The sequence below is a fragment of the Telluribacter humicola genome (assembly GCF_017355935.1).
Lineage (GTDB): Bacteria > Bacteroidota > Bacteroidia > Cytophagales > Spirosomataceae > Telluribacter > Telluribacter humicola.
Map to the genome: position 1 here is coordinate 206017 of NZ_JAFIQT010000005.1, position 25868 is coordinate 231884.

The following is a 25868-nucleotide window of genomic DNA, read 5'->3' on the forward strand; positions in this document are numbered from 1 at the left end:
CAGGCAGTTCAGAGTGAAGTTGTAAATGAATCTGGATTGTGTTGATTAAGCCCGATAACTTATTTTCGCTTCGATGCTACAATCTACCTTGACGGCAAAGAGCACTCGATTTGAGTCTGATACTGTACATATAAAAAAGCGGGAGGAAACGTTTCCTCCCGCTTTTTTATATGGCTCAAAAAATGTCAAAGCCCAAACCCGAGGGCAAAGCCTTTTACTCCAACGGGAAGGCTACCAATTTGGGAAGTACTACCAGTCATCAGGCTAATTTTGTAAAAGCCCGTTCCGCTGGTGGTAGTCAGGAAAGCATAGGCATCGCCAGTAGTACCTCCTATGTCGAAGCCATTAGCGGCTTCCACCGAGATTCCCAAGCTCCCGATTTCCTGCAGGCCTCCCGCATTGGGAGGGTCCTGCTTAAATAGTTTGCTTGACTGGCTGTCGATGTCATACAGTACGGTTGAGGTAGCTCCGGCAAAACTATTCGTGTAAGCAGCTCCGTTAATAAATGGTGTAGGCATACCATTGGCAGGTGTTAGCATACCGTCCTCAATGGTTGCTCCCGTCATGACATTCACCCGAAGGTTCTGGCGGGTGTTACTCACGATCCGAAGGCGATCAGCGACCGGATTGAAATCTACCCCGAAACTGGTACCATTAAGAGGTACGCTCAATGTGGATAGCACCGTGGCGGCTCCATTAGATAAATTTATAGTGTATAATATACCGTTACTACCAAGTGCATGAAGCTGGCCATTAGCCGGCCGGAAGTCAATTCCTTCGATCATTACCCCGGTTGGTAACATGATAGGTCTGGTGAGGGTGGTAAGCGGAAAAGCTTTGGGGTTGAAAATATGCAATGTATTAGTTCCATCGACTACATACGCTACAGGTCGGGTAGGGATAGCGATTCCTTTAATAGTACCTGAAGGCAAATCTCCTAACTTCTGTAATTTTCCAGTCGTTAAGTCAACATAGTCCAGTTCCCATTTACCGTCAACTTGCACAGATGCGATGCCATAGTTGTTGTCGGCAGAAATGTCAAATCCACCCGTTGCGGTGATGTCTAGCCCCAGCGTGCCTATCTCTTTTAAGCCTCCTGCGTTAGGAGGATCCTGCAGATAGAGTTTATCAGTTGTAGCGTCAATGTCATATAGTTGGGTAGTCATTGAGCCAGCAAAGCTGTTAGTATAAGCCACAGAAGCTATTATGGGATTGGGATAGCCATTAAGGTTACCATCTGTAGCTGCCACTGCGCCCGTTTCGGGGTGCAGCCGCAAATTCTGGGTAGTATTGGTCACAAGTCTGATCCGATCAACCGTAGGATTGAAATCGAAACCAACCATCGTGCCTTCTATGGCGGGTGTAAATGGTTCAGTACTCAGGGCCGTAGCTGCTCCTGACTTGAGATTGATATGATACAAACGGCTGGTACTGCCTACGCCGTAAAGTTGACCGGTAGCCGGACGAAAATCAATGCCCAGCAGCTTTTCACCGGATTGGAGACCTGTAATTGAGACAGTTCGAAGCGGTGAAGCAGTATTTTTGACATTCAGTTCAAACAACTGATTATCATCAGTTAGGGCATAAAAAATTTGGTCAGGTAGCTCGGGTGAAGCGGGAGGCAGGCGGTGATCTTCGCAGGATAGAAGGAAGGATCCTGAAACAAGTACCACGAGTGGTAAGAACCATTTTTTTAGAGCGAATTTCATTGTGAACAAGTTAGAAGTTATGTTGGAAGACATTTCGTCCTAACTACGAGAATGGATTCTTTTTGGATTTGAGTATTGAAAAAAATGTTTTAGAATTTTACCAGTGTTTTGACCAGGCGTATGTTAACGTATTCAAATACAGTTAAAAGAATTTCAGGCAGAGTAGACTGTAATTAGATAGTGATAGTGAAAGAACTTATACCAAGCCATTTGTATGCTATCAACAAAGTGGATGATACTTATATGTGTTATATGCTTAATAAAGCTATTTCCACTACCAGATTTCACCCCAGTACTTTTGAGGCCCTAATGATATAAAGGGTAGCATTGATTTGATTTTGATAGGTTTCTCTTTGATTTATGGTAACCTGGCCCTGCTTAGGTACCCTACCTTTGTTCCATCAAAAAACACCGCTAATCAGCAGGTGTCATACCAGGAAACAATTTTAAAAATCAAAAAAGAAACACTATGAAAACATCAGAAAACATCAAAGCACTAGGACAACAAGCTTTTAATAATCACCTGGAATTTCTTTCTACGGGTCGTATTGAGGAGTGGGTGGATCTTTTTACAGAGGATGGAGTTCTTGAATTCCCGTATGCAACTAAGGGTACAGATTTTCTATCGAGTGTAAGTGGCAAAAAGGACCTATTTGATTACATGAAAAACTTCCCTGAACATTTTAAGGAAGAATTAGAGAATCTGCATTTCCATGCTACTGAAGAGCCGACTCTTGTAAATGCGGAGTTTACAAGAAATGGTTACGCTATCTCTACAGGCAAGCCCTACCTGCAGAAATACATTTCCGTGGTGACAACTACACCTGAAGGAAAAATCTTAAAAAACGTGGACTTCTGGAACCCGCTTACTGCCTTCGAAGCGATGAATGCACCACTTGATAAATTTCTCGCGGCAACAGCCGAATATGAAGTTGGTGAATAAAGCCAGCATCTTTGGATGGTGCTGGCTTTTTATGATTGCTTGTCTATTAGGAAACGCTACACATTTTCATTTAAATTTATGGCTTCTACTTTTACTAATCTGTGGGATTATCTTAGTTTCATAATGACGAAGCTGCAAACACTGGAAGAATTTTATAGCGAAAGATCTTTACCAAAACCGGCTGACCTGGTACGGGGAAAAGGGCATTTGAATGTTTTCAGGATTGAAGAACAGAATGCAGACCAGGCATTGCCCGTTGTATTTAACCGGAAAGATTATTTTAAGATATGTCTGACTAAAGGGAAAAGCAGAATTTATTATGCTGACAGAAGTTTCGAAATAAATGATTACACTCTACTTTTCGCTAATCCTCTAATATCCTATAATTGGGAGGCGCTTGAATCAGAACAAAAGGGATTCAGTTGTATCTTCTCAGAAAGTTTTTTTACTAATTATGGCCGGTTGAAAGAGTATCCTGTTTTCAAATCGGGAGGTTTCCCAGTTTATGAATTGAATTCAACCGAAGTCTGTACCATTTCCTCCATTTTTAAGCAAATGATTGAGGAACTGGATACCGATTTTGAATTCAAAGATGATGTACTTAAGAACCTTGTCTTTCAGCTGATCCACAGTACCCTTAAAATGCGGCCGAGTGAGTCTATCATCCAGGAAAAGCAGAATGCCTCCTCCAGAATTGCTACTCTTTTTATTGAGCTATTAGAAAAGCAGTTTCTCATAGAGGGGAATGATGACCGGGTTCAGATACGGTCCCCATCCGACTTTGCTAATCAGCTGGCGGTTCACGTTAACCATTTGAACAAGTCGGTAAAGGATGTGATGCAGAGTACTACTTCTGAACTGATCATGCAGCGTCTATTTAAAGAGGCTAAGATCTTACTCAAACATAGTCCCTGGAATGTTTCTGAAATCGCTTATACCCTTGGTTTTGAGAGTCCTACACACTTCAATACTTTCTTTAAAAAATACGCGAGTCTAACTCCCTCACAGTTTAGGGGTAATTGAGACATTTATGCTTTTATATGGTCTAGGCATGCGTAGGTGTGAACAGGGTTTAGTAGTTATAAATACCGCATCAAGCTTTCCGATGTGTTTGGCATCATCACTGACAAGTACAGGGTGAGCTACAATTTCTTTTTCAGCTGCTTTCAGAATCAGTCCTCTGCTACTAATGCTCTTTAATGTCTCGCCTCTGCAGATAAAGACAATCTCCACTCCATCTGTTTGGCTGTAGTAATTAACCAACGGGGCACCAATAAAGCCTCCTATTCCACCTATACCGATGATACCTATTCTTTTCATTGTGGTTATAGTTAATCTAAAAGACAGATATTTTTATCTTCTATCAGGTACAAGGATTTGGTAGTCAGATCCAGCTTGGTACTGGAGCCAATATTAGTGATTTTTTTCAGAGTTAATGCAGCATAGCTTTGCTGAAAGATATAGGTTAGTACTACCGAATACCCATCTATAGTCCCATTGAGGCAGAACTAAACAGGTACTCTCACATTGTCAATACTCTTGTTCGCTACTGTTTTGGTCAGCTAGTAAGTACCAGATAAAAGTCTAACATCCCGGTATTGATTAATACTCTATTGCAATATGCCTCTGTCAAAACAATGCCTATTTATTCAGGGTGCACCAGCCTTTTCAGGATGAAGCTCCCTAAGAAACAACATCAATTCAGGACCTTCTGGATGTAAAGTGAGGTAGCTGTTAAATTTCAGCCCTAGCTTTTGCAGTAGTTTGGCAGAAGCTGGATTTTCGGAAGTTGTTATCCCGCAAATAGCGGGTAATCGTAATGAATTCATTGCAAAACCCATCACCGCACTAGCTGCTTCATATGCGTAGCCTTGACCTTCATATGTAGGTAATAATGCAAATCCGATGTCTGGAGTTTCCAATTCTGGCCTTTTGATAAGTCCGCACATCCCTATTGGCTGGCTTGACAGAAGGCTTACCTTATATAATCCAAAGCCGAACTGCTCATAGCTCCTGATTGGTCCGGTACTTAGGTAGTTTTGTGCATCCTTTAGATTTTTGACTCCTCTGTCACCAATGTATTGAAGCCAGGAAGCTGTATTGAGCAACTCCAGGATGAAAAGTCCGTCATCCATTGTGAATGGAGAAATGACTATCCTTTCAGTAGTATGTTGAAACATGGATATTCGTATTAATTACTTTTATTAACACTAGACATTAACCATTCTGCCCATACCCTAGCCTATAGCTACTTTCTGATAATCAGTGATTGATCATACAAAAACGATAACAAAGATCACGGATTTAAATAAATTATTACTTCTGATAATTAAGACTTATCGGAAGTATATAATCCTTATGAATTTACAGCCTAGTAAGTAGGTGATAACATTTTCATCTTGAACGGGTAAAGGTAAGCTTAGTACCGAAACAGGTCGGGAGATAGATCGCAGCATCTTATATACAAAAGCTTGAACCAGGTGCACTTCATGTGAGAATATATGAACTATCCAGTTATCCAAGTTATGTTAACATGTTGAGATGCGGACTCTATAAACAGGTATATATATTATCATTTCTTACCTTGTATTAGCACCACCTGGAATCCTGCTTTATGGGTGGTACAATAAATTAAAAACTTATCCTTTCAAATACTCCCATGGCAGAATACCAATCCCCCAAAGACCGCAAGTATACCGAGACACTTATTAATTCAGCCCCAAAAGAGGCAGCTGCATTTATGAATCTCAAACATACAGCCGAACGAAATGACGGTGCCATACCTGCCAAGTACCGTGAACTGATCTCGGTTGCTGTTGCCTTGACCACTCAATGTGCCTATTGTATAGAGTCCCACATCAACAATGCTGTAGAAGCCGGGGCAACTCGCGAAGAGATTGCAGAAACTGTATTCATATCCGCAGCGCTTCGTGCGGGTGGTGCAGTTGGAAATGGTCTACTTGCAATGCGTCTTTTTTAAGGAAGCTAATAAAGCTAACTAGTGACTATATAAATATCTATATGTTTGTTAACTTTTACAAGTTACTAATTAGAGTATATCAAATGTATATGATAATAGCCTAATTGAGATAAAGAAAGATATTTTATATGTTATATAAACGCGATAAGAACGTTATAATATTATAATTTATATAATCAACGCCATCTAGATATATTTACAATGCATGTACAAAAAAGCTTCATTAAACTGTTTAATAATGAAAAATAAAGGATGGAAGATTTTTAATATCCCCATCCTCTCACTAATCAGTAAACTTTCATGTTACTAACTTGCTCTACGTTTTTCTTCCTCTGCCCCACCCTGATTTCGACGAGAAGGCGGCACCGTTTCCCGGCCGAACCGGTAAATAAATGATACTGTACCCACACGTGAATCCTGGCGCTGATTGAATCGCTCTACATAGTTGCTATACGTTGAGGTAGCTCTAACCCGGTTTGTATAGAATATATCCGTAAAGTTTATCCGTAACGTACCCTTTTTACCTAACATATTCTTCTGGAATCCACCCGTTAACTGTCCAAGTGGTCTCACACGCAGGAAGCCGTACAACTCTCTTGATTGATAGGTTGCGTTCAAGTCAGCAGACCAGCCCTTGCCAAGAGTAAAGGTACTGTTGCTACTCAGTGAGAAAGCAGGAAGTCCCGCGTTCAGACTCGTACCTGCCAGATCCCCAATAAATACATTATAGTAACCGACCACATTGTTGTACATCCGCCACCACTTGGCAGGCTCAACGGGAGCTGTTAGTGTAATGCCATAGTAATCCTGACGGGTCAGGTTGCGGAATGTTGATACCACCAGCCGGTCACCGTCGGGAGCAGGCTGTACTACACTAATCATGGGCTTACTGGTAACATTATAGCTGAATGAAGCGGTATATTTTTGTCTGAAAGTATAGGCCGCTTCCATATTGTAACTCAACTGAGGTAGTAACGAAGGATTACCTGCTCCGTAGGTTGTAGCATCTATATAAGACCGAAAAGGATTGAGCTGATTGTACGAAGGGCGGTCGATCCGGCGGCTCATCGACATGCTTAGCTCGTGCTTATCCGTGAGACTATGCTTAAAAGAAGCGCTTGGGAAAAACTGGAAGTAGTGACGATCAAATCCTTCCTCCCCTATTGCCTGTAACCCGGTAGTATTTGTTTGCTCCCCGCGCAATCCCAGTTGCAGGGTCGTTTTTTTGAACTTCCGGTTAAGGTTGATGTACCCAGCTATGATGTTCTCGTCGTAGATAAAGTGATTGGTTTTGCCCGAATCAATCAGGGTACGACCTTCTACTATATTGGTGAATAAAACATCATTATCCGAATGTACCCAACTTAATTTTGCCCCAGCTTCCAATCGGGTTTGTTTTGGTAGTGACTTTGTGTAGTCTGCCTTGAATGACTTTATCGTAAGCAGTCCCGTCTGATCGCCCTGAAGTACCAGTGGTGAAGCCGGACCACCCAGGCTAAACCGGGTTGTCAGGTTCTGCAATCGCTTACTGCTGTAGCGGGCATAATCTAGATCTGAGGTTAGTTCTCCCCCTTTACCCACAGTCTGCTTGAGATTCATATTCACCGCCATGTTAGGTGAAGTGAAGGCGCGTACATTATCAGATGAATAAATTGCTTCGGGACTTCCCTGAGCATTGAATGTCCGGGTGTCATTCGTTCCATTCACATCTATATCATTAGCCAGTCCACTTACAGTTAGCCCCAATAGGGTAGATTTGGTAATAGTATAGTCAATTCCTCCTCTGAATGTATGGGATTGCATGGGCATTTCCTGGTAGTTGTACTGCTTACTGCTACCCACCAGACTGCTGTTAATGTAGAAGTCCCGATGCAGGTCCAGTATTGAGAATCCGGATCGGTTGGTATAGTTGTAGCTTCCGAACAGGTTGATTTTTTTCTGGCGGTTGTTCAAAGTAACTCCAGATGTAAACCGTCCGAACTGCCCCCGTCCGTAGCTGAGGTTAACACTACCATTAGTACCCAGGCGCGTATCTTTTTTTGTTTTGATAGAAATAATACCAGCACTTCCGGCCGCTTCATACTTGGCTGGTGGGTTCGTAATTAGCTCAATCTTTTCGAGCTGCTCTGCCGGCATTGAGCGCAGCATATTCCCCAGTTCGGTTCCGGTCATAGGTATTAGCTTACCATCTAACAGTACTAATACGCCCTGTCTACCACGCATGCTGATGTTGTCGTTCTGGTCAATGGTAATACCGGGTGAGCGAGCCAGTACTTCCAGAGAAGTTGCGCCAGCTGCCAGTGGACTTCCTTCGATATTGACAATAATACGATCCGACTCCCGCTCAAATAGTTGTTTTCGTGTTTGTACGGTTACTTCTTTCAGATTAGTACTCACCGAGGATACCAATGAAATAACGGGTAGCGTAACTACACCCGCAATACCTGATTCCTGTGCGGTACTTGCAGGAACTACTACAGGAGCAGAAGTATACCGCTCGTACCCTACCATAGAAACCTGCACAAAGTAGTTACCCTGTGGTACAGCTGCTATTCTGAAGTCTCCCTGTTGCCCGGTGTACTCACTCTTTACTACTAACGAATCAACGGCACGGTGTAAGGTTACCGTTGCAAACTCAACAGGAGCACCATTAGCGTCATTGACTCTCCCCGTTATATATTGTACGGGCTGGCTCAGCACTTTCAACTGGCTTGCCAATAGCATTGTCAAGGCCAGTATCCATCGGTAGCAAAATAGTTGATTGGTTAGGTAGTTGTTCTTCATGGCATATTTGATTTGTACAATTATTAAAAATTTTTTCAAGCAGGTACTGAAGTTGCGCAATTTCTTCCTCTGTAATTCCTCGTAGCGCGACGGCCCGATTATCCTTTATAGTTGGCATCATATCTTCAAGCGTTCTTTTCCCTTCAGCAGTTACGATCATCCGGCTTCTTCTACGATCAAAGGGATGCTTTTCAATAGCTATCAGGGCTCTTTGTATCAAAAGGTTGATAATACGGGCTATGGATGCCTGATCTTTGAAGGTGCGCTCCGCTATTTCTATTTGCGTAGAGTCAGGTTTTTCCTGAATTACATTCAGTACCAGCCACTGGTCTATCGTGATAGCAAATCCAGCCCGATCAATGTTAGCCTGCGCAAACTGCCGATACCGCTTTATCGCTTTGTCAATGCTGTAAAAGAGAATTCTTGATAACATATAATTGGGAGTCTAGGAACAATTCAAAAGTATATGATATATCATAGACCTTATAATCGTTTTTGATGAATGGCACCAGTACCGTACAAATGGTAGACTGAATTCAGGCAGGATTAGAAAAGACGATAGATAGATCATTAAGCATATCATAAAGAAAAGCCTCAAATCATGTATGGTTTGAGGCTTTTAGCAAATCAACTTATCATTAATTACAAGTACGCTATTAATGATTGTGACTATGGGTCATACCGTGGCTGTGGTAAGGTGTTCGCTCAGTCATCAGACCAGCACCGATTTCCATAATACCAATGATCAGGTGTGGCAAATACACATAATCAGCAAAACCAAACAACCAGGGTGACGCGGCCAGGAATATACCCATCAACACGTCCATAGTTAAGTGAGTTGACATACTGATATTCTTCATTACTCCCGCTTCATAATCAGTCATTATTGATAATACTAATAAAGCGGCACCTGATATAATCGCTACCCACTGTGCTTCATCTCCAAAGTTGAATCCAAATAACCAAGGCGAAGCGATCAGCAGTATACCAGTCAGGTAGTCCAGTGCCCCGTGGGCCTTTGTGCTTATAAATCGCATAGCTCTTCTACTTTAAGGTTCTAAATGTATTTATATAAAACTCAATTACTAATACATCTTAAATTACTGTGCCAGACCATTTAGCAGCTATAAACTAAAAGCAAATTTGAATAAGAATAACCTCTTTCATCTTATACTGAGGGGTAATTACTTTTTGATTTAACTTCTGTTTGTTTACCTAACTCGCTCCATTTCCATCCATCTTCTTCTACAAGCCGGTATAAAGCCTTCCGTTGATTATTATCATTTTCACTGATACGAGTAATTTTTATATCCCCACTATTGAGTAAATCACTATCTAATAGCTCTGCATCTATCAATGGATGAATAAAAGCTCCATCTAAGGTAGTCCTGGAGCCATCTTTCGATAATTCTACATAATTTTCATAAGCCGTAAGAATAGGTGCCAGGTCATTCATGTCAGGCTTTACATCTTCCCGTACAAAGTACTTCAGTATAATAATAGCTTCGAAAAGGGTGGCTAGTCGTAAAGTAACAGCATGCCTTGGCAAAGAAGAATGAAAATAGTGAATGACAGGATAGGCTCTATGGTTCTGTTCATGATCTATAAGAAGCGGGGCCACAGTTGCACAATGGTCAATCAAGCGATTAAAGTTTTGCCCATCCCAACTATTCAGAATAATCTGGGCGGGTGTATACCCCATGCTTCTGATATATATACTTAACTTATTCTTATTCAGTACTGCGGAAAGGACAGGTACCAGATACGTGATCGATAAAGTAATCATGATAATGCCGATAAATGAGTAAAATGAAGCTACCATCCGCCACCTGATCGTACCAGGCTGGAACTCTCCATTGCCAAGTGAACTGATGGTATAGCCAGCATAGTATACTTTATCCCAGAATGATACCGAAAGCTGTGTAGTACTATTTACAATACTATCATTATCAGAAAGGAGTATAAGTACAAAGCTTGACCATAAACCCAGTACCCAGAATAACTGCATCGATAGCAGAAGTACATAGCCAACATGATCCAAAAACCTTGATCGACCATTGTTTCCCGATATATATAGTGCGGCTAACCATCCTCCCCGCATCATCCATTTGGTAAGCCAGCCGCCCCCCTGTAAGGAGAGGGTGGTAGTGATAACATCGGATAAAATAATCAACAACAGTATGATTCCGGTAATAGCAACTAGCATCAGTCAGCGATTTTGATTTTTACTTATTATTAACCCTGTCTAAACTTGATTGTTATCCCGATTGACTTGAGTAAAAGCCAGATAATCATCCACATGATTTGCTACGCAGCCTTTTTGGTGGAGTATTATACCTACTCAACCTGACCTCTTCAACATACTTAATCTCATAATGAATAAAATATACACGACTCCAAACACTTTGTCACCTGCAGGGTTGAGTACTTGTATTAAACTAGTGAAAAACAGTACTTAACTAGAAACTACAGGTGTATGGAAAATGAAAAGAACATGACCAACAACGGTCATGGAGATCAGGGAAACGGCCAACAGGGGGGAGACGACAAGACACTGACCAACCGGCAGGGTCATCCGATTCACAACAACCAGAACATGCGGACAGTTGGTAATCGTGGTCCGGCAACCCTGGAAAACTACAACTTTCTAGAGAAGATTACTCACTTTGATCGTGAGCGTATACCCGAGCGGGTAGTACATGCCCGGGGAGCGGGAGCTCACGGATATTTTGAATCCTATGGTACCGTAGGCGACGAACCAGTCTCTAAATATACACGCGCTAGGCTCTTCCAGCAGAAAGGAAAGCGTACTCCTGTATTTGTTCGCTTTTCATCGGTAATTCACGGAGGACATTCCCCCGAAACGTTGCGCGATCCCCGCGGTTTTGCGGTGAAGTTTTATACCGAAGATGGTAACTGGGACCTCGTAGGTAATAACCTGAAAGTGTTCTTTATACGTGACGCCATGAAGTTCCCCGATCTGGTTCACGCCTTCAAACCGGATCCGGTTACGAATATCCAGAACGGTGAGCGGATCTTTGACTTTATCAGCAATACACCGGAGGCTATGCACATGATCACCTTCCTGTTTTCTCCATGGGGTATTCCGGCGAACTACCGGCAGATGCAGGGATCAGGGGTGAATACATATAAATGGGTCAATGACAATGGGGAGGCGGTACTGGTGAAGTACCACTGGGAGCCTAAGCAGGGAATCAAAAACCTGACGCAGGAAGAAGCCCAGATGATCCAGGCTAAAAACTTTAACCACGCTACGCAGGACCTGTACGAGGCCATCGAACGCGGAGACTATCCGGAGTGGGAGCTTCTGATTCAGGTTATGAGCGACGACGATCATCCCGAACTGGACTTCGATCCGCTGGATGATACCAAACTGTGGCCGGAGGATCAGTTCCCCTGGTTGCCGGTGGGCCGCATGGTACTGGACCGCAATCCGGTAGACTACCACGCCGAAGTGGAGCAGGTAGCATTTGGTACGGGAGTACTGGTAGATGGTCTGGAATTTTCGGATGATAAGATGCTGCAGGGGCGTACCCTCTCCTACTCGGATACGCAGCGGTACCGCGTAGGCGCTAACTACCTGCACCTACCTATCAACTCCCCTAAGAAGCGCGTAGCTACCAACCAGCGGGGTGGCCAGATGGCGTACCACATAGATGTACCGGAGGGAGGAAACCCACACGTCAACTACGAGCCTTCAACTTTAAATGGACTTAAAGAGGCTCCAGCCAGTGGTAAAGAGTACTCACCACAGATCGAGGGTAAACTGGTAAAACAGTCTATAGAACGTACCAATAACTTCAAACAAGCTGGTGAACGCTACCGCTTGTATGAAGACTGGGAGCGCGAAGAATTGATCAAGAACCTGGTTAATACCCTCGGTCCTGCTCAGAAGCACATCCAGGACAAGATGCTTGAGCTATTCACCCAGTGTGATGAAGACTATGGTCACCGGGTAGGCGAAGGCCTCAAAAACTTCAAGATGGATGACTCGGGTGGACCCATTGGTACCAATAAATCATCTGAAGGTGTAAGGGATGCGGAAGAAAAATCGCACCAGTCTAAGCCTTACTAAACTGTACACATAGTACTTATAAAAAGCGGGCAGTTCCTGACTTAACATCAGGAACTGCCCGCTTTCTGTATAGAGATATTTGTAGTTTTACCTTTCTAAGATAGACCCAGCGCCTTCAATCAATTATGGTACAAATGGATAGACGAAAATAATTTTAAAATATTTAGGGCAGGGGGATTAAAAATATAGCAGCATCTGCTTTATTTTTGCAGAAATATAAGGGGTAGTAGACTGAAACTCTACTACGACCTGACACCTCAAAAACTTTAAAACCCTGCTCAGTGTATGTCGGATCTTTTGCAATCGAAAGAGCTATTCTTATTACTCGTTCTGTCCTCTAAGTTTGTTTGGCTGTATTATTCAAGTAAGTACACCATTGATTTTTTCGTTGAATACTCTACCAACCGAATGGCAGGTACCCAGGTTGTTTCACGGACTCCCCTGCTGCTGGCTTTCCTATGGATTTGCTTTATTTTTATCTGCTAATAAATAAGGGGAGGATGACTAATCTTAGATTAATCATCCTCCCCTTATAGGTACTTTATCATACTGATTACATGTTTCCCACCGCCTGGTGAATCTGCTTGACGACCTTAGGGTGGTACACATCACATGGGAAACCAAACAGACAGTTGTCCTTAATGATCTGAACCACGCTTTCAGGCACCAGATTTTCCCAGCCGGGCTCGTTCCGCTTAATGCGCTCAAGTACCTGATCCGTAGTCCATTGCATATGCTCCCGGTTGTAATTATGTATGTCCTCAATCTTGTTATTCAGCAACAGGTACTGATACAACGGACGCAGATGATCCGGCAGCGTAAAGTTTTCACAGTCATAGATCGTACCATCAGGATGTAACGTAGGGTAGATGAACAGCTTCACCTTACGGCTAAACAGGGTAGCAAACGATTCCAGAATCCCCCCGGAGAGTGACTTGTAGTGTGACTCTTCGAATATATCCTGCAGGCTTGGTATACCTAGCAGTAGCCCGGCCTTGAGCCTTGATAACTTGGACAAGTATGAAACCAAGCGGTAGTACTCATGGAAGTTGGAGATCATCACCATATGCCCCAGCGAACACAGTATATCTACCCGGTCCAGAAAGTCCTTTTCATCAATCTCCCTATCATCGGCTTTGAGGTTACGCAGCGTCAGCTCTGACACCTGTATCACCCGATCGGAATCAACATCCGGTTCAGCCTTAAACTGGGCGCTTCCATTTTCAATCATGTCAATATGCACATTGGTGATTGGTCGCAGACGTCCCCTCAATAACAGGATATGTTTTTTATAGAAAGCCTCCGAAGGCTGCAGTACTCCCCCATCCGGCCCAAAAAGAGCAGCATCCGTAAAGCCGTTCTTGACCAGGTGTAGACTCATCAGTCGATTATCTACCTCTATAAAGTCAGGGCCACTAAACCGGATCATATCAATCTCGATCCGCTCCGGGCTCAGATCATCCATGAGTGAGCGGAGGAGTGTTTCGGGGGATTTATAGTAGTAGTAGCAGCCGTACATCAGGTTAACCCCAATGATACCCAGGGCCTGCTGCTGGAGTACATTTTCATTGTCCAACATCCGGACGTGGATCACGACATCATTGTAAGGTCCCTGCGGACGGAGTTGAAAGCGGAGTCCAATCCAGCCGTGAGATTCGTTGGTTTTCTGATAGTTGAGGGCTACGACGGTATTGGCAAAGGCAAAGAAAAGACTATCAGAGCCCCGCTTTTCGGCCAGGCGCTTCTCCACCAGGCTATACTCTTTATGAAGCATTTTAAGCAGCCTCGACTCACATACATAGCGACCACTTTCTTCGTTGCCGTAGATAGCATCACTAAATGTCATGTCGTAGGCGGACATGGTTTTGGCTACGGTACCCGAGGCACCGCCTGCTTTGAAAAATATGGCAGCTGTTTCCTGACCCGCACCTATCTCAGCAAATGAACCGTAAATACGGCGGTCCAGATTGATCTTTAAAGCTTTTTGTTTTGTGCCAAGTGTCTTATCGTACATGGGATAGAGGATGAAGCGTTTTAAAATACTAGTTTAGGTAGGTATACGAAAATAAGTATATTCATATTCTGTAACGAAGAATCAGGTAGAAAAAGTCGCTTCTATTCGTTAAATTCAATTAATTAAAGATTTGCGTCAAATTAACACAAAGAACAAAGCTTATAAAGTAGTTTGCTAAGTAGAAATATGGAGAACAAACTTTTTCTTTTTGTGTACGGTACCCTGATGCGCGGCTTCGAAAACCCATTCGCCAACCTACTCCGTCAGCATGCTACCTGGATGGGCGAAGGTACTATGACCGGCTTGTTGTACCGGATCAGCTGGTACCCGGGAGCAGTATTTGTAGATGACCCCAAGTACCGGGTATTCGGAGAAGTATATGAGATTATAAATCCGGACGTACTCCTCCAGGAACTTGATGCCTATGAAGATGTAAGTCCAATCGAATCGGAGAGCCAATACCTGCGTAGGAAAGTTCCTGTTCAGCTGACGACAGGGGAAACGCTGGAATGCTGGACGTACCTATTTAATAAATCAGTAACCGGACTAGAGCAGATAATCGGAGGGAATTTCAGAAGCTAAACCTACCTGCGGGCCGCCTGTACATATTCACCAATGATCCGCAGACCATCCAGCGTTAGACGACGGTCTATATCTACAAATTCGTCGCGTAGGGTATCAATGATTGAGGAAAGCCCTCCCGTAGCTACGGCAATACAGTCACCATCCAGCTCCTTCCTGATTCGCTGAATCATCGACTTTACCAACCCTTCATACCCTAACAGGATACCCGCTTGTATGGCATGGGTTGTATTTTTACCAATAGCCGAAGCCGGTAATACGAGGGGTACTTCGGGTAGCTGGGCTGTATTGGCGAATAGAGCCTTCACAGCGGTTTTCAATCCAGGTACGATGGCAACACCTAGAATTTCTCCTTCACCGGATACTGTCGTAAAGGTAAGGGCGGTACCAAAATCTACAATTATGCAGTTGCGCCGGTAACGGGAGAAGGCAGCTACCGCATTAGCGATGAGGTCAGCACCAATTTCGTAAGGGTGATCAATGCTGATGTTAAGATCCGGAAATACATCGGGCCCCACCAGTACAGGTTCTTGTCCCAGTAGCCCCTTTAACATAGTTTGAAGAGTGGGAGTCAGAGGAGGAACTACGCTACTTAAAACTACCGTCTGAATATGGTCTGTATCTACACCGGCCTCGAGCAAGTGCAGCCTGAGGGTAGATTCATAGTAGGAAGCGGGCTCCTGTGCCAATGATCTGGTTCGCCATATGTACTTCCACTCGTTGGCACTATACAATCCAAATACAGTATCGGTGTTACCCGCATCGACGGCTAAAAGCATTTCTCAAGTAGTTAAACCAGCAGCAAATAAAAGGCTTTATAGTAATATATCAGTCTTTTCAAGCCTTTTTGCGCTAGTCCCTACTCGTAACTTCCTCCAACGCAACAGAATTCAAAATCTAATAAGTTGCTTTTTAAAAGCAAAGAGAGCCTCACAGTCATAAGGACCGGAGGCTCTCATTTGATAGCAGGACAGGTACTACCGGTTTTTCCAGAGCAACACGCCACTCATGATCAGGGTCGTTACCAGAAATAGTATCAACCCTACCATACCTGCACTATGTAATATAAGTTTATGATTAAAGGTACCTGATGATACCAGCAGGATACCACCCGATGCGAAGCAGGGGACAGACATCCAGCGCGGCAGTATTCGATACATTCTGATACTAGCGGCCGTACTGATAAGAAACACTCCCAGTGGAGTAGCAAACAAATGAGTAATGACATGGGCTATCTCATCCATACCCCGTATCAGTTCCGGGTTAGCATTACGTCCGGCCATTAACGCCACAGCCGCCTCACAAGCCTGACCAACGACAAAAATGGTTACGGCCATGGCCGCAGAGGCAATCATCACTCCCGGTAACCATCCATTGCTTTTGTCAGCCTTGCGCACCTGGTTGGACAGGCTCACCACGAAAACCATAAACAACAGAAAGGCAAGTACCCCTATATAGATACCTTCTACGATACGTACCTCATTAGTGCGGTAAAAGTCGGCAAGGATCTGGTTGTCGAATTCAGCAGGGGGGCCGGGTACAACCATTCCCCGGTACTGGAAGAGCAGGAAGAAGAGCGCTCCACTAAGGTATCCCAGGCTATCTAGAACCTTGCAAGGTGTGGTCAGAGATGAGGAGGCTTCTGCTTTGGTAACAGGATAGTCCGATACTGTCTCAAATGTGTTCATGGCTGTTAGATGATAAAAGTTAAATAATGAATTGTTAGAAGATTAGTAAGGGAAGTCGTTGAGTTGGCCGCTGCTATATGCGGTAGAAAGTGCCAGGTATCTCTCCCTTTTGCTCTTTACACTCTTCGGTGAATTGTGTGATTACCAGGTGCCCCTCATCCATTTTAAAGTAGTAGTCCCCCGAGGCTTTTAATGGTCCTGAACTGTAGCCACATAGCAAGGCTAGCAAAGTGCCTGATTGCTTTGATAATACCAGGCGGTTTCCATCGGTGGAGTACCGGCCAAACATGTGGATGCCGTAGCCAATGGAAAGGGAAAAAGTACTGTTGTCGTACAACTCCCAAACAAATCCCGGGTACTTACTCCATCTGCCGGTAAGACCGCCTCTTTCGGGGGCGGATGACTGGATGGATACGTACATGACTGCACACGCAATCATGAGATTATTACATAGATTTTTCATAGCTACTAGTATTTACTTTTGGGCTAATTGACAATGCAAAACTACAACGGCCACCCCTCCTGTGTCTACCACGCCGGTAACAAATTATACCACTGAGGTAACCACCAAAGAAATAAAAAGGTCTGATTACCAATTTGTTATAAAGATGTAACATAGCAGTAGATCCACTACATACCCAAGTACAAGAAGAGCAGCACCTCTTCCAGAGGTGCTGCTCTCAATGCTTACAAATAGTTGGATAGAAATCTATATAGTCTCGGCAGGTCTGTTGCTGTACTCATTCGGTAGAAGTCCGAACTGCTCCCGGAAACACTTGGAAAAATAGGACAAGTTATTGAAACCCACCTGATAGGCTACTTCGGCAATATTACCAGCGCGGGCATCCAGTAGCTGAGCTGCCTGTTTCAGACGGATCATCCGTATAAATTCAGATGGCGATTTGTCCGTTAGCGCCTTTAATTTGCGGTGGAGGTGCACCCGGCTCATGCCTACCTCCCGGCTCAGTTCATCTACGCTAAAATCAGAGTCACCCATACGGTCCTCTACAATTTGCATCACCTGCTTCAGAAACTTTTCTTCAACTGACTGTACCACTTTTTTTGTAGGTTCCAGCCGTATCTCCCGCCCAAAGTATTCCCGGAGTTTCTGTCTGCTTTTAATCAGATTTTGAACCCGTACGTGTAGTTCGCGCGCGTCAAAGGGTTTGGTTAAGTAGTCATCAGCTCCGGTCTCCAGGCCCTTCACCTTTTCTTCAACTGAGGCCAGCGCCGTCAGTAGTATCACCGGTATATGGCTGGTAGTAACTTGTGATTTCAGTTGTGTACACAACTCGTTCCCATCCATCACAGGCATCATCCGGTCACTGATGATGAGGTCAGGAATGGTCTCTTTAGCCAGCGCCAATCCTTCGGCTCCATTCGTACTTTCGAGTACCTGGTAGAGAGGCGCCAACTGATTCCTGATATAGTCCCGAAGGTCATGGTTGTCTTCCACAACGAGTACTATAGGTTTGTCCTCCTGGCGCGCGGATCCTGATTGAGCTAAAATAAAGTCAGAGCCTATCTCTATTGGATATACTTCGACTGGGAGCACAAGTTCCTTAAATGCCTCTGATGTATCCACGGTACCAACTAGCGGAGTAGACAAAGCGGGAATGAGCGGCAGGCGTACCTGAAAACAAGCCCCCTTACCGGGTTCACTCGCTACTGTTATTTGCCCCTGGTGAAGCTCTACCAGTTCTTTGACTAGTGCAAGTCCTATACCCGTTCCCTGCGCATCTGTGTAATGCTGTTCACCCTGAAAAAAACGATCAAATACATGACTTAGCTGGTCAGGCAGTATACCATGGCCGCTATCCTGCACCGTTAAGAGTACTTCTTTTGAATTGGATAATATGTAAGATGGGACTACCTCCGCTTTCAACAATACACTACCATCAGCCGGAGTAAACTTGAAGGCGTTAGAAAGCAGGTTGTATAAGATCTTTTCCAGTTTATCTTCATCAAACTGACAAAGCAAAGGGTCATCTGGAAGCTGCAACTCAAAATTGACCCGCTGGTACTCCGCCAGTGACGTGAATGAAGCATGTACCACGCGTAGTACCTGTCGCAGGTCTCCATCCTGCCTTTTAAGGACCATTTTACCGGATTCCAGCTTGGACAGATCGAGTAGCTGGTTGATCAGTTGCAACAGCCTTTGGGCATTGCGGGACATTACTTTCAGTTCGTGCACACCCACAGTGACCTGCTCCTGCGCAGGAGCCTTTTGGGTATTGGTAAGCTTGTCGAGCAAATTGTTCAGGATAAGCGTCAGAGGAGTCCTGAACTCATGGGAGATATTAGCATAGAAACGGGTTTTGACCTGATCCAGCTCTTGGAGCTTTTCAGCCTGCGTGGCCAGCTCCCGGGTTTGCTTACTCAGCAGTATATTCTTATCGGCAACTTCTCGGGTACGCAGTTGTACCACGCGCTCAAGTTCGGTTTTTTCGGCTTCGATCCTGGATGAGCGCCAGCGGATCAACCACCAGAAAAGAGCTATACTCCCCAATATGTACAACAGGTACATAAATGCGGTACGGTACCAAGGTGGCAGTACGGTAAAGGTATAGGTAGCGTCTTGCCCTACTACACCCTGCGCGTTTCGGGCCCGGACGCGAAAGGTATAGGTACCTTCGGGAATTCGGGTATATTCCTTAAATGGGTCAGGGCTCCAGGCTGACCATCCCTGATCATACCCATCCAATCGGTACTGGAATCTGTTCTCACCCGCTCCATCAAAACTGGGGGCCGCATATTCAAAACGAAGCGTGTTGTATTCGTAGGGTAACCGTACCTCAGCAGTAGTAGGATAAAGCACAGAGTCCGAAGGCAGTAGCACCTTTTCAAGCAATGTTGGGAAAGAGGTAGTATTCTCCCTAACTTCTGAAAATGAATAGCGTACCAATCCATCCACACCTGCAAACCATACCGCTTCATTCCCCTGCTGGTGTACAAAGTGCTTTAAAGGTTCGGTGATACCGCTGAAATCTGAGTGTCGTACGGTGTATCCTCCTCCAGGATTTTTAAGGACCTGGCAAAGTTGCCATCCCCGATCTCCCGGTTTCTTTACCCACAACCACAGATTTGCGTCGGTACTATGTTCGAAAGCAGGATGTACTAAACAGGAAGAAAGCCCGTACTGACTTCCGAAATTTTCCAGCCGTTCAAACTTGTCCTGGTCTTTGTTAAATCTGTACAGCTTGAAATCTGATTCACCCACCTGAGCCAGTACATCCTGATTAAGCGAATAAAGTTTAAGCTTTCCTGCAGGAAGCCCTTTGCTTGCACCATAACGATGAATGACTACCTCTTTCTGCCAATCATTTGAAAGAAACCCTTTTCTTGCTTTTGGAAACACAACCCTTACCACTCCTGATTTAGTCACCAGCCACAGGTTGCCGTTTGATGACTCAACAATCTGTGTTATTACCTCCTGTATCCCCCCTATGTTACCAATGTTAATCCAGGTTGAACCTTCACTCCGGTAAGCGAATAATCCTCTTGACGCTTTAAAGACAATAGTAGAATCAAGACTCCACGGTTGCAGATCGCGGCTATAATTCTCCCACACCTGCCCGGATGTAGGTAACGACACTACCTGCCCGTTTTGTAGTTCATGCAACCCCTGATCACTTGACATAAGCAATGCAGTACCCACTGATTGTAAGCTCCAAACACTGCCGTCAAAACCGCCTACTCTCTTAAAAGTAGCGGATGGGTCCATCACTGATTTTCCCTGCAACACAAATACACCATCCGTAGTACCGGCATATGCCTGCCCCTGGTGGGTAGCCATGGTGTAGGTTTCGCGCCTGATGCCATTTTGTTCATTGAATAGAGAGAAGGCTGATCCTAGTCTGATCCGGCTAAGGCCTTTCTCCATACTAACCCACAGCCCATCCTGTTGGTCCTTTGCCAGAAAGAAAACTGTGTTGGTAGGTAAGCCACTTTCTTTGTTGACAATGCTTTTGATCGCTTCCTTCTGATCTATAATAACTATTCCCCCTTTCGTTGTAGCCAGGGCGACATCACCATTAGAAAGAAGTACACCATGAAATAGGCCTTTGTCAATAAGGTACTCTTGTAATGTGGGATTAACCGGCCATACCTTCTGACCATCACAATGAAAAAGTCCGTGAGAAGCGGTACCTATCAGCCAGTTGCCAGTGCTCAGTGGGAGCATGAAGTTGATCCTGTCATTCGCAAGAACAGTGTTTTGGATGTACGGCTTTAACTTCCCATTATTAATTACAAACAACCCTTTGGTATACACCTGAACGACAAGCTTATGATCCAGCCACTGTACACCTCCAAAAACGGTTTCGGCCTGCCATACTTTGAATTTTCCCCCGTGCAAGCGCATCAGGTACTTGTTCGTTTTGTAGTATACGCCTTCGGGTGTCACTATGGTGTGCCATACTTCCCCTAGGGACCCTATCTCTTTAGGTAGATGGGGGAGTAAGGAGACGAAGCGGGTTTTGCCGGTGGCATCTGGTGCCAGGAACCCAAGATCATCCGTAGCTCCTACGTATATACGCCCGGCTTCGCCTTTCGCAAGCGACCACACCAGGCTCTGATTAGGTGTTTCTATAAGTTGCCAGGTATTGCCGTTGTACCTAAGTACCCCACCGTGGCTACCGATCAGCATTGCTCCCTGTCTATCCTGCAGAATACTGGTATGCTCAAAGTTCTGAACCAGGTGAATGTAGTCCCGCGGGCTGAGGTTCTGAATGAAAGGTAGTCCTCGGTACTGATCCGATATAACTGTCTGAGCAGATACCAGTGCGAGACCGACAAAGCAAAAGAGCAGTAGGAGCAAGAAAGATCGGAAGTAGACCGGAACCTTAAAACAACACATAGGAAGGGAAACTGGTATTGGCTACCATCTTACAAAAAGTAGTAAAGTATATAGTTCAAAAGATTACGCTAGTGCTTCTATACCTGATGGAAACTATTTACAGAAAAGGCTTCATTCTGCCTGATGACTATTCATGTTCAGAAATTGAGCTCTTTCACTATACAGCAATGCTATTTATAAGTTTTCCTGACTGGGTAGAACCACTGTAAAGGTAGCTCCCTCGCCGATCGAACTTTTTACAGTGATTCCGCCGCCATGTAGTTCAGAAACCTTTTTACAAATGGCCAGTCCCAATCCACTACCGACAAACTGGCTTCTGCCGTGCAGACGGACGAATAGCTCAAAAACCCGGTCGCGATAGGTATCGTCAAAGCCAATACCATTGTCAATGACTCTTATAGCAACCCACTTTTTATCAATCGCTTTTACAGTAGCCCCTATTTCCTCCTCGGTCGCAGGTCCGGCTTCAACTTTTATTACAGGAAAAGTATCTTCTATGTTGAATTTCAAGGCATTACTTAGCAGATTCTGGAACAACTGTCGGAGTTGTACGGCGTTTCCCCTAACCACGGGTAGCTTTCTTATCTGTACCAGTGCGCCCTTCTGCTCTATGACTCCTTCCAGATCCTGCATTACATTATGGAGTACCTGATCTAGTACTACCGTTTTGTGGGCTTCTTTTTGGGTAGAATAGCGGGAGTAGGAAAGTAACCCTTCAATGAGATCCTGCATGCGGTTACCGGCGGAGCGCATTCGGTTGATGATATCCACCCCATGCTTTGGCAGCAATGGCCCATACTGTCGGACCAGTATTTCGCCGAATGACTGTATCTTCCGGGCCGGTTCCTGCAAATCATGGGAGGCAACGTAGGCAAACTGTTCCAGGTATAGGTTAGAGTGTCTTAGCTCTTCCAGCAGATTCTCCTGACGCTGACGTAGTAAGACCCGATCTGTAATATTAACAAAAGACAAGATTACCCGATGGTCATTGACCTGGGTAAGCGACACATCGTACCAGAATTGTTTTCCATCTACTCCCGGAAAGGCTAATTCAGTACGGTAGGAGCCATCCGTCTGGATGGCATTGTTATAGATATCAAAGAACCCAATTTCGGACATTTCCGGAAAAAGAGAGAATAAAGAACTCCCCGCTAACTTCTCACTGGATAGCCCGATAATGCGGGTAGCACCGGCATTGGCTAATACTATTCTAAAGTCCTCAACCTGTCCATTTGCATCATGTACAGGTTCCATAGCAAATATCCCGTTAATAGAGCCATTAAGTACTCCTTCTACGAGTTCGGTCTGACTTTGGGCATCAAGCAGTGAACTATGTATGGCCGTTACATCTACGTAGTTGATCACGATGCCATTCTCCAGGCGGTGAGCGGACACCTTAAACCATTTTTCAATAGTTGGATAGTAGCGCTGGTCAAAAATAACAGGGGTACCCGTTTCGGCTACTTTTACAAAATCAGAAAATAAATCCAGCTTTCCACCGCTCAGTGTCATAAGGGTCATGCCCACTACATCACATCCGAATAGTTGAAACAGATATTTCTGGGCTACCCGATTCGCCTTTGTAATCATGAAGTCAACGATAGTACCAGTCTGATCACGAATAGAATTAGCCACCAGGATAGCATTTTCTGAACTATCCAGAATATTCTCCAGGAGGTTGTTGTTTGACTGTATGCGGAGAGTAGCTCTTTTACGCTCGGTAATATCTTTGAAAATGGATAGGGCTCCATCGTTTAGACGAGTCACTGATAAGTCGAGCCAGAGTCGAAGGTCTCCTTTGCGGAACGGCTGTTCCATCCGAAACGGCTCTCCCGTTTTCAGTACCTGCGAATACATGGGGATAAAATGAACAGACTCCGGCGACAGTTGCGTAAGGGTATAGTTGTTGAAATCGTCCGCCGAAAACAAGCCCGCGTTTATCACAGCCTGGCTATACTGTACTGCTTTAAAATCAACAACTTCACCGTAGCTATCCCGGATTGGTTCCCAAAGCATGATGAAGTCATGACTGCTGTTCATGATCTGCTGAAGCAGTTGGGCTTGCTGCTGGGCCTGCCTGATTGCTATCTGCTTTTCAGTGATGCTATAGTAGCTCATGATAATACCATCACCGGACTTTGACACTGCTACATGAAAGCTTTGGTCATATAAGGGATAGTATTGCTCTGCAGAATACGGCACTCCGGTCTCCACTACATCAACGTACTTAGAAAAGTGTCCGGTGGTTTTGGTATTAGGGTACCAGTCAGTCATTAGCCAACCCACCTGCGGTATTACCCCAAGTGCGCGGTTGTTTTTTGAAGCTTCGTTCTGATAGCTAATCCGAAAATTTTCAATCTTCCCTACATCATTCCTAACCGCATCGAACATGATAATGCAGGTCAGGTTTGTCTCCTGAAAATGCTGTCCTATCGTCTGGTTTATTCTGGCTTCCCTGATCTCGGGCGCTTCACAGGTATCCAGACGCACCAATAGTGCCTCTCCGTAGGGATCTACGTCGTAAGAGAACCAGTTTGAATGGCTATCAGGAAAGGATTGTTCCATAACACCCGATTTGCGGGATTTGGAGTGATGCGCATCCGCCAGTGTCTGTTTGAGGCTGGTAGCAGATACCACCTGCCCGACCGGCACAGGGGTCATTATGTGAGTAGGCCAGGTAAGTAGGGACCGAGCCTGCTGATTGACAGCACATATTTCAAATTCGGCGTCGTCGCCACTTTTCTTGCGGGTACAAATCAACAAACCATCTGAAGAGCCTTCAATGAGTTGATTATAAAAATCCTGCATATTGTTAGAAGCAACTAACATGGTCACCTTATATATAATAGTCCCCTGCTGAACCGCAAGAGACTCGGGTCAGATTATGATTTTCACTTGTAATGCTATTGAGAGGAGAGTTATTACACACCTGCGTTTGCCTCACAGCCCGTCATACCTGTGTAATATTCATGGCAAAATAAATAATTACTCGTCTATTTTGCCATGAATATACATATTTAATCTCCGAAAGTTACTTTTTTGTACAACAGTGAGGCTGACCGTATTGGCCTTATTAACAGCGGCTAGTAGAATTTGAGCTATACTATTGGTGTCTGCTGTGTTGCTATTAAAGCTTACGATAGGTAACAAAAGCAATTTTACGACCATCCGGTGACCAGCTAGGTACATTAATGGTACCTTGTCCCCCATAAAACACATCTGTTAGATCCTTGATTTCGCGGGTTTCCAGATTCATCAGCCGCAGCTTGACATCTTTCCCAAACGGGTGCTGCCCTTTCTGGTCTTCCAGGTAGCTGATATACGCCAGCCACTTTCCATCGGGTGACGGATGCCCAAACCAGTTGTCGAACGCATCGTTGGTAAGTTGCTCCTGCTGACTGCCATCCGGACGCATCCGGTACAGGTGCATACGGCCGCTCCGGTTTGAGTTGAAGTAGATCCACATTCCGTCGTACGAATACTCAGGGCCATCATCCAGTCCCTGCGCATCCGTGAGGCGTTTTTCTTCTCCGCCCTCTGAACTAATGCTGTATACATCCCAGGCTCCGTCGCGCTCGGCGCAGTAGACCAGCGTTTTGCCATCGGGTGATACACCGTGCCAGTAGGAGGGCGCTTTTTCGGTGATAAGTTTGGGAGTACCCCCTTCGGCGGGAAGCGTATAGATACGTGACTTGGCACCTTTGGTCACCTGCGGATCATTGTGACTTACAATCAGCGTTTTTCCATCAAAGGTGAGTCCGTGGTCGTTGTTAAGCCGGTCGGCAATACCGGTTGGTATTACTCCCTGCTTCTTCCCATTTGTAGACACTTTTTCAAGCTTACCATCGGCATTGATTATGAAGAACTTGCCATCCCGCGACCAGTTGGGTGCTTCAAAGTGCCGGGGCTCCTTGAGGATTACCATTCGTTTTCCGGTTTTAACATCCAGCGTTTCTAGGGTACTTTCCAAATTCGTTGGTGTCTGAGCAAAGGTCAAACTTAGTGTTGCAGCAAATAGACCGGTTAGTATAGTAGTTTTCATAGGTAGGATGTAATTTTATCTACAAAAGATAGAATACCTACCTGATTTACTATGCTGACTGCTACAAAGCTAAATCTTCTCTTTATGCTTACTCCTGATGTATTGGTACTGAGTCATTTGACTTACACCTGTTATTAATCAAAAAACCCGGACTGACAGGAGTTGTCAATCC

Annotated in this window: 19 protein-coding genes; 5 read left to right on the top strand and 14 right to left on the bottom strand. The window is 44.7% G+C overall.

What is annotated here, in order from left to right; genetic code table 11:
- Nucleotides 1–185 precede the first annotated feature (185 nt).
- On the bottom strand, nt 186–1709 hold the full coding sequence (locus tag JUB14_RS20415) for a DUF4394 domain-containing protein (protein WP_207508675.1): 1524 nt from the start codon (nt 1707–1709) through the stop codon (nt 186–188).
- A 469-nt stretch (nt 1710–2178) separates the two neighbouring features.
- On the opposite strand from JUB14_RS20415, the gene JUB14_RS20420 reads away from it, so the two are divergent.
- Nucleotides 2179–2652 carry a nuclear transport factor 2 family protein gene (locus tag JUB14_RS20420; RefSeq protein WP_207508676.1) on the top strand — a complete coding sequence of 158 codons (474 nt, stop codon included), beginning with the start codon at nt 2179–2181 and terminating at the stop codon, nt 2650–2652.
- Nucleotides 2653–3207: 555 nt separating this feature from the next.
- Complete coding sequence (locus JUB14_RS20425; RefSeq protein ID WP_207508677.1) at nt 3208–3675, top strand: helix-turn-helix domain-containing protein; 468 nt, start codon at nt 3208–3210, stop codon at nt 3673–3675.
- Here JUB14_RS20425 and JUB14_RS20430 read toward each other — a convergent pair.
- Nucleotides 3655–3972 (bottom strand): 2-dehydropantoate 2-reductase N-terminal domain-containing protein, encoded by a 318-nt coding sequence (locus tag JUB14_RS20430; protein WP_207508678.1) that lies wholly within the window; start codon nt 3970–3972, stop codon nt 3655–3657. The two genes, JUB14_RS20425 and JUB14_RS20430, sit on opposite strands and share 21 nt — an antisense overlap.
- Before the next feature lie 329 nt (nt 3973–4301).
- Complete coding sequence (locus tag JUB14_RS20435) at nt 4302–4832, bottom strand: GNAT family N-acetyltransferase (protein ID WP_207508679.1); 531 nt, start codon at nt 4830–4832, stop codon at nt 4302–4304.
- Between the two features lie 479 nt (nt 4833–5311).
- On the opposite strand from JUB14_RS20435, the gene JUB14_RS20440 reads away from it, so the two are divergent.
- Nucleotides 5312–5632, top strand: a complete 321-nt coding sequence (locus tag JUB14_RS20440; RefSeq protein WP_207508680.1) for a carboxymuconolactone decarboxylase family protein — start codon at nt 5312–5314, stop codon at nt 5630–5632.
- Between the two features lie 306 nt (nt 5633–5938).
- On the opposite strand, the gene JUB14_RS20445 is transcribed toward JUB14_RS20440, so the two are convergent.
- From JUB14_RS20445 to JUB14_RS20460, 4 genes are all read right to left on the bottom strand, one after another.
- Nucleotides 5939–8356 carry a TonB-dependent receptor gene (locus JUB14_RS20445; protein ID WP_207508681.1) on the bottom strand — a complete coding sequence of 806 codons (2418 nt, stop codon included), beginning with the start codon at nt 8354–8356 and terminating at the stop codon, nt 5939–5941.
- Entirely contained in the window at nt 8289–8849 is a 561-nt protein-coding gene (locus JUB14_RS20450) for a MarR family winged helix-turn-helix transcriptional regulator (RefSeq protein WP_207508682.1), read from the bottom strand. The genes JUB14_RS20445 and JUB14_RS20450 overlap by 68 nt, the downstream gene beginning before the upstream one ends.
- A gap of 223 nt (nt 8850–9072) precedes the next feature.
- Complete coding sequence (locus JUB14_RS20455) at nt 9073–9453, bottom strand: SPW repeat protein (protein WP_207508683.1); 381 nt, start codon at nt 9451–9453, stop codon at nt 9073–9075.
- 131 nt (nt 9454–9584) lie between these two features.
- Complete coding sequence (locus JUB14_RS20460; RefSeq protein ID WP_207508684.1) at nt 9585–10622, bottom strand: potassium channel family protein; 1038 nt, start codon at nt 10620–10622, stop codon at nt 9585–9587.
- Nucleotides 10623–10910: 288 nt separating this feature from the next.
- Here JUB14_RS20460 and JUB14_RS20465 point away from each other — a divergent pair, with 288 nt between their 5' ends.
- Nucleotides 10911–12512: a catalase gene (locus tag JUB14_RS20465; protein ID WP_229368086.1), complete on the top strand. Its 1602-nt coding sequence runs from the start codon at nt 10911–10913 to the stop codon at nt 12510–12512.
- Nucleotides 12513–13065: 553 nt separating this feature from the next.
- On the opposite strand, the gene JUB14_RS20470 is transcribed toward JUB14_RS20465, so the two are convergent.
- Nucleotides 13066–14526, bottom strand: coding sequence for a nucleotidyl transferase family protein (locus tag JUB14_RS20470; RefSeq protein ID WP_207508686.1), 1461 nt, complete (start codon nt 14524–14526; stop codon nt 13066–13068).
- Nucleotides 14527–14712: 186 nt separating this feature from the next.
- Here JUB14_RS20470 and JUB14_RS20475 point away from each other — a divergent pair, with 186 nt between their 5' ends.
- Complete coding sequence (locus JUB14_RS20475) at nt 14713–15108, top strand: gamma-glutamylcyclotransferase family protein (protein WP_207508687.1); 396 nt, start codon at nt 14713–14715, stop codon at nt 15106–15108.
- Nucleotides 15109–15110: 2 nt separating this feature from the next.
- Here the strand turns inward: JUB14_RS20475 and JUB14_RS20480 are convergent, their stop codons facing one another.
- The 6 genes from JUB14_RS20480 to JUB14_RS20505 all read right to left on the bottom strand — a co-directional run bounded on the left by JUB14_RS20480 (nt 15111) and on the right by JUB14_RS20505 (nt 25696).
- Nucleotides 15111–15887 carry a type III pantothenate kinase gene (locus JUB14_RS20480; RefSeq protein WP_207508688.1) on the bottom strand — a complete coding sequence of 259 codons (777 nt, stop codon included), beginning with the start codon at nt 15885–15887 and terminating at the stop codon, nt 15111–15113.
- A 198-nt stretch (nt 15888–16085) separates the two neighbouring features.
- A complete protein-coding gene (locus tag JUB14_RS20485; RefSeq protein ID WP_207508689.1) occupies nt 16086–16796 on the bottom strand; it encodes a hypothetical protein in 711 nt (236 codons plus the stop codon).
- A gap of 73 nt (nt 16797–16869) precedes the next feature.
- Nucleotides 16870–17259 (bottom strand): hypothetical protein, encoded by a 390-nt coding sequence (locus tag JUB14_RS20490; protein WP_207508690.1) that lies wholly within the window; start codon nt 17257–17259, stop codon nt 16870–16872.
- Between the two features lie 246 nt (nt 17260–17505).
- Nucleotides 17506–21615 carry an ATP-binding protein gene (locus JUB14_RS20495; protein ID WP_207508691.1) on the bottom strand — a complete coding sequence of 1370 codons (4110 nt, stop codon included), beginning with the start codon at nt 21613–21615 and terminating at the stop codon, nt 17506–17508.
- A gap of 213 nt (nt 21616–21828) precedes the next feature.
- Complete coding sequence (locus JUB14_RS20500) at nt 21829–24483, bottom strand: PAS domain-containing sensor histidine kinase (RefSeq protein ID WP_207508692.1); 2655 nt, start codon at nt 24481–24483, stop codon at nt 21829–21831.
- Nucleotides 24484–24781: 298 nt separating this feature from the next.
- Entirely contained in the window at nt 24782–25696 is a 915-nt protein-coding gene (locus JUB14_RS20505) for a TolB family protein (RefSeq protein WP_207508693.1), read from the bottom strand.
- Between the last annotated feature and the right edge of the window lie 172 nt (nt 25697–25868).

Coding starts and splice junctions, on each gene's coding strand:
- JUB14_RS20425 (WP_207508677.1), top strand. CDS start 3,208: ATGATTGAGGAACTGGATACCGATTTTGAATTCAAAGATGATGTACTT.
- JUB14_RS20450 (WP_207508682.1), bottom strand. CDS start 8,849: ATGTTATCAAGAATTCTCTTTTACAGCATTGACAAAGCGATAAAGCGG.
- JUB14_RS20435 (WP_207508679.1), bottom strand. CDS start 4,832: ATGTTTCAACATACTACTGAAAGGATAGTCATTTCTCCATTCACAATG.
- JUB14_RS20480 (WP_207508688.1), bottom strand. CDS start 15,887: ATGCTTTTAGCCGTCGATGCGGGTAACACCGATACTGTATTTGGATTG.
- JUB14_RS20460 (WP_207508684.1), bottom strand. CDS start 10,622: ATGCTAGTTGCTATTACCGGAATCATACTGTTGTTGATTATTTTATCC.
- JUB14_RS20470 (WP_207508686.1), bottom strand. CDS start 14,526: ATGTACGATAAGACACTTGGCACAAAACAAAAAGCTTTAAAGATCAAT.
- JUB14_RS20485 (WP_207508689.1), bottom strand. CDS start 16,796: ATGAACACATTTGAGACAGTATCGGACTATCCTGTTACCAAAGCAGAA.
- JUB14_RS20505 (WP_207508693.1), bottom strand. CDS start 25,696: ATGAAAACTACTATACTAACCGGTCTATTTGCTGCAACACTAAGTTTG.
- JUB14_RS20475 (WP_207508687.1), top strand. CDS start 14,713: ATGGAGAACAAACTTTTTCTTTTTGTGTACGGTACCCTGATGCGCGGC.
- JUB14_RS20440 (WP_207508680.1), top strand. CDS start 5,312: ATGGCAGAATACCAATCCCCCAAAGACCGCAAGTATACCGAGACACTT.
- JUB14_RS20490 (WP_207508690.1), bottom strand. CDS start 17,259: ATGAAAAATCTATGTAATAATCTCATGATTGCGTGTGCAGTCATGTAC.
- JUB14_RS20430 (WP_207508678.1), bottom strand. CDS start 3,972: ATGAAAAGAATAGGTATCATCGGTATAGGTGGAATAGGAGGCTTTATT.
- JUB14_RS20415 (WP_207508675.1), bottom strand. CDS start 1,709: ATGAAATTCGCTCTAAAAAAATGGTTCTTACCACTCGTGGTACTTGTT.
- JUB14_RS20420 (WP_207508676.1), top strand. CDS start 2,179: ATGAAAACATCAGAAAACATCAAAGCACTAGGACAACAAGCTTTTAAT.
- JUB14_RS20465 (WP_229368086.1), top strand. CDS start 10,911: ATGACCAACAACGGTCATGGAGATCAGGGAAACGGCCAACAGGGGGGA.
- JUB14_RS20445 (WP_207508681.1), bottom strand. CDS start 8,356: ATGCTATTGGCAAGCCAGTTGAAAGTGCTGAGCCAGCCCGTACAATAT.
- JUB14_RS20455 (WP_207508683.1), bottom strand. CDS start 9,453: ATGCGATTTATAAGCACAAAGGCCCACGGGGCACTGGACTACCTGACT.
- JUB14_RS20500 (WP_207508692.1), bottom strand. CDS start 24,483: ATGTTAGTTGCTTCTAACAATATGCAGGATTTTTATAATCAACTCATT.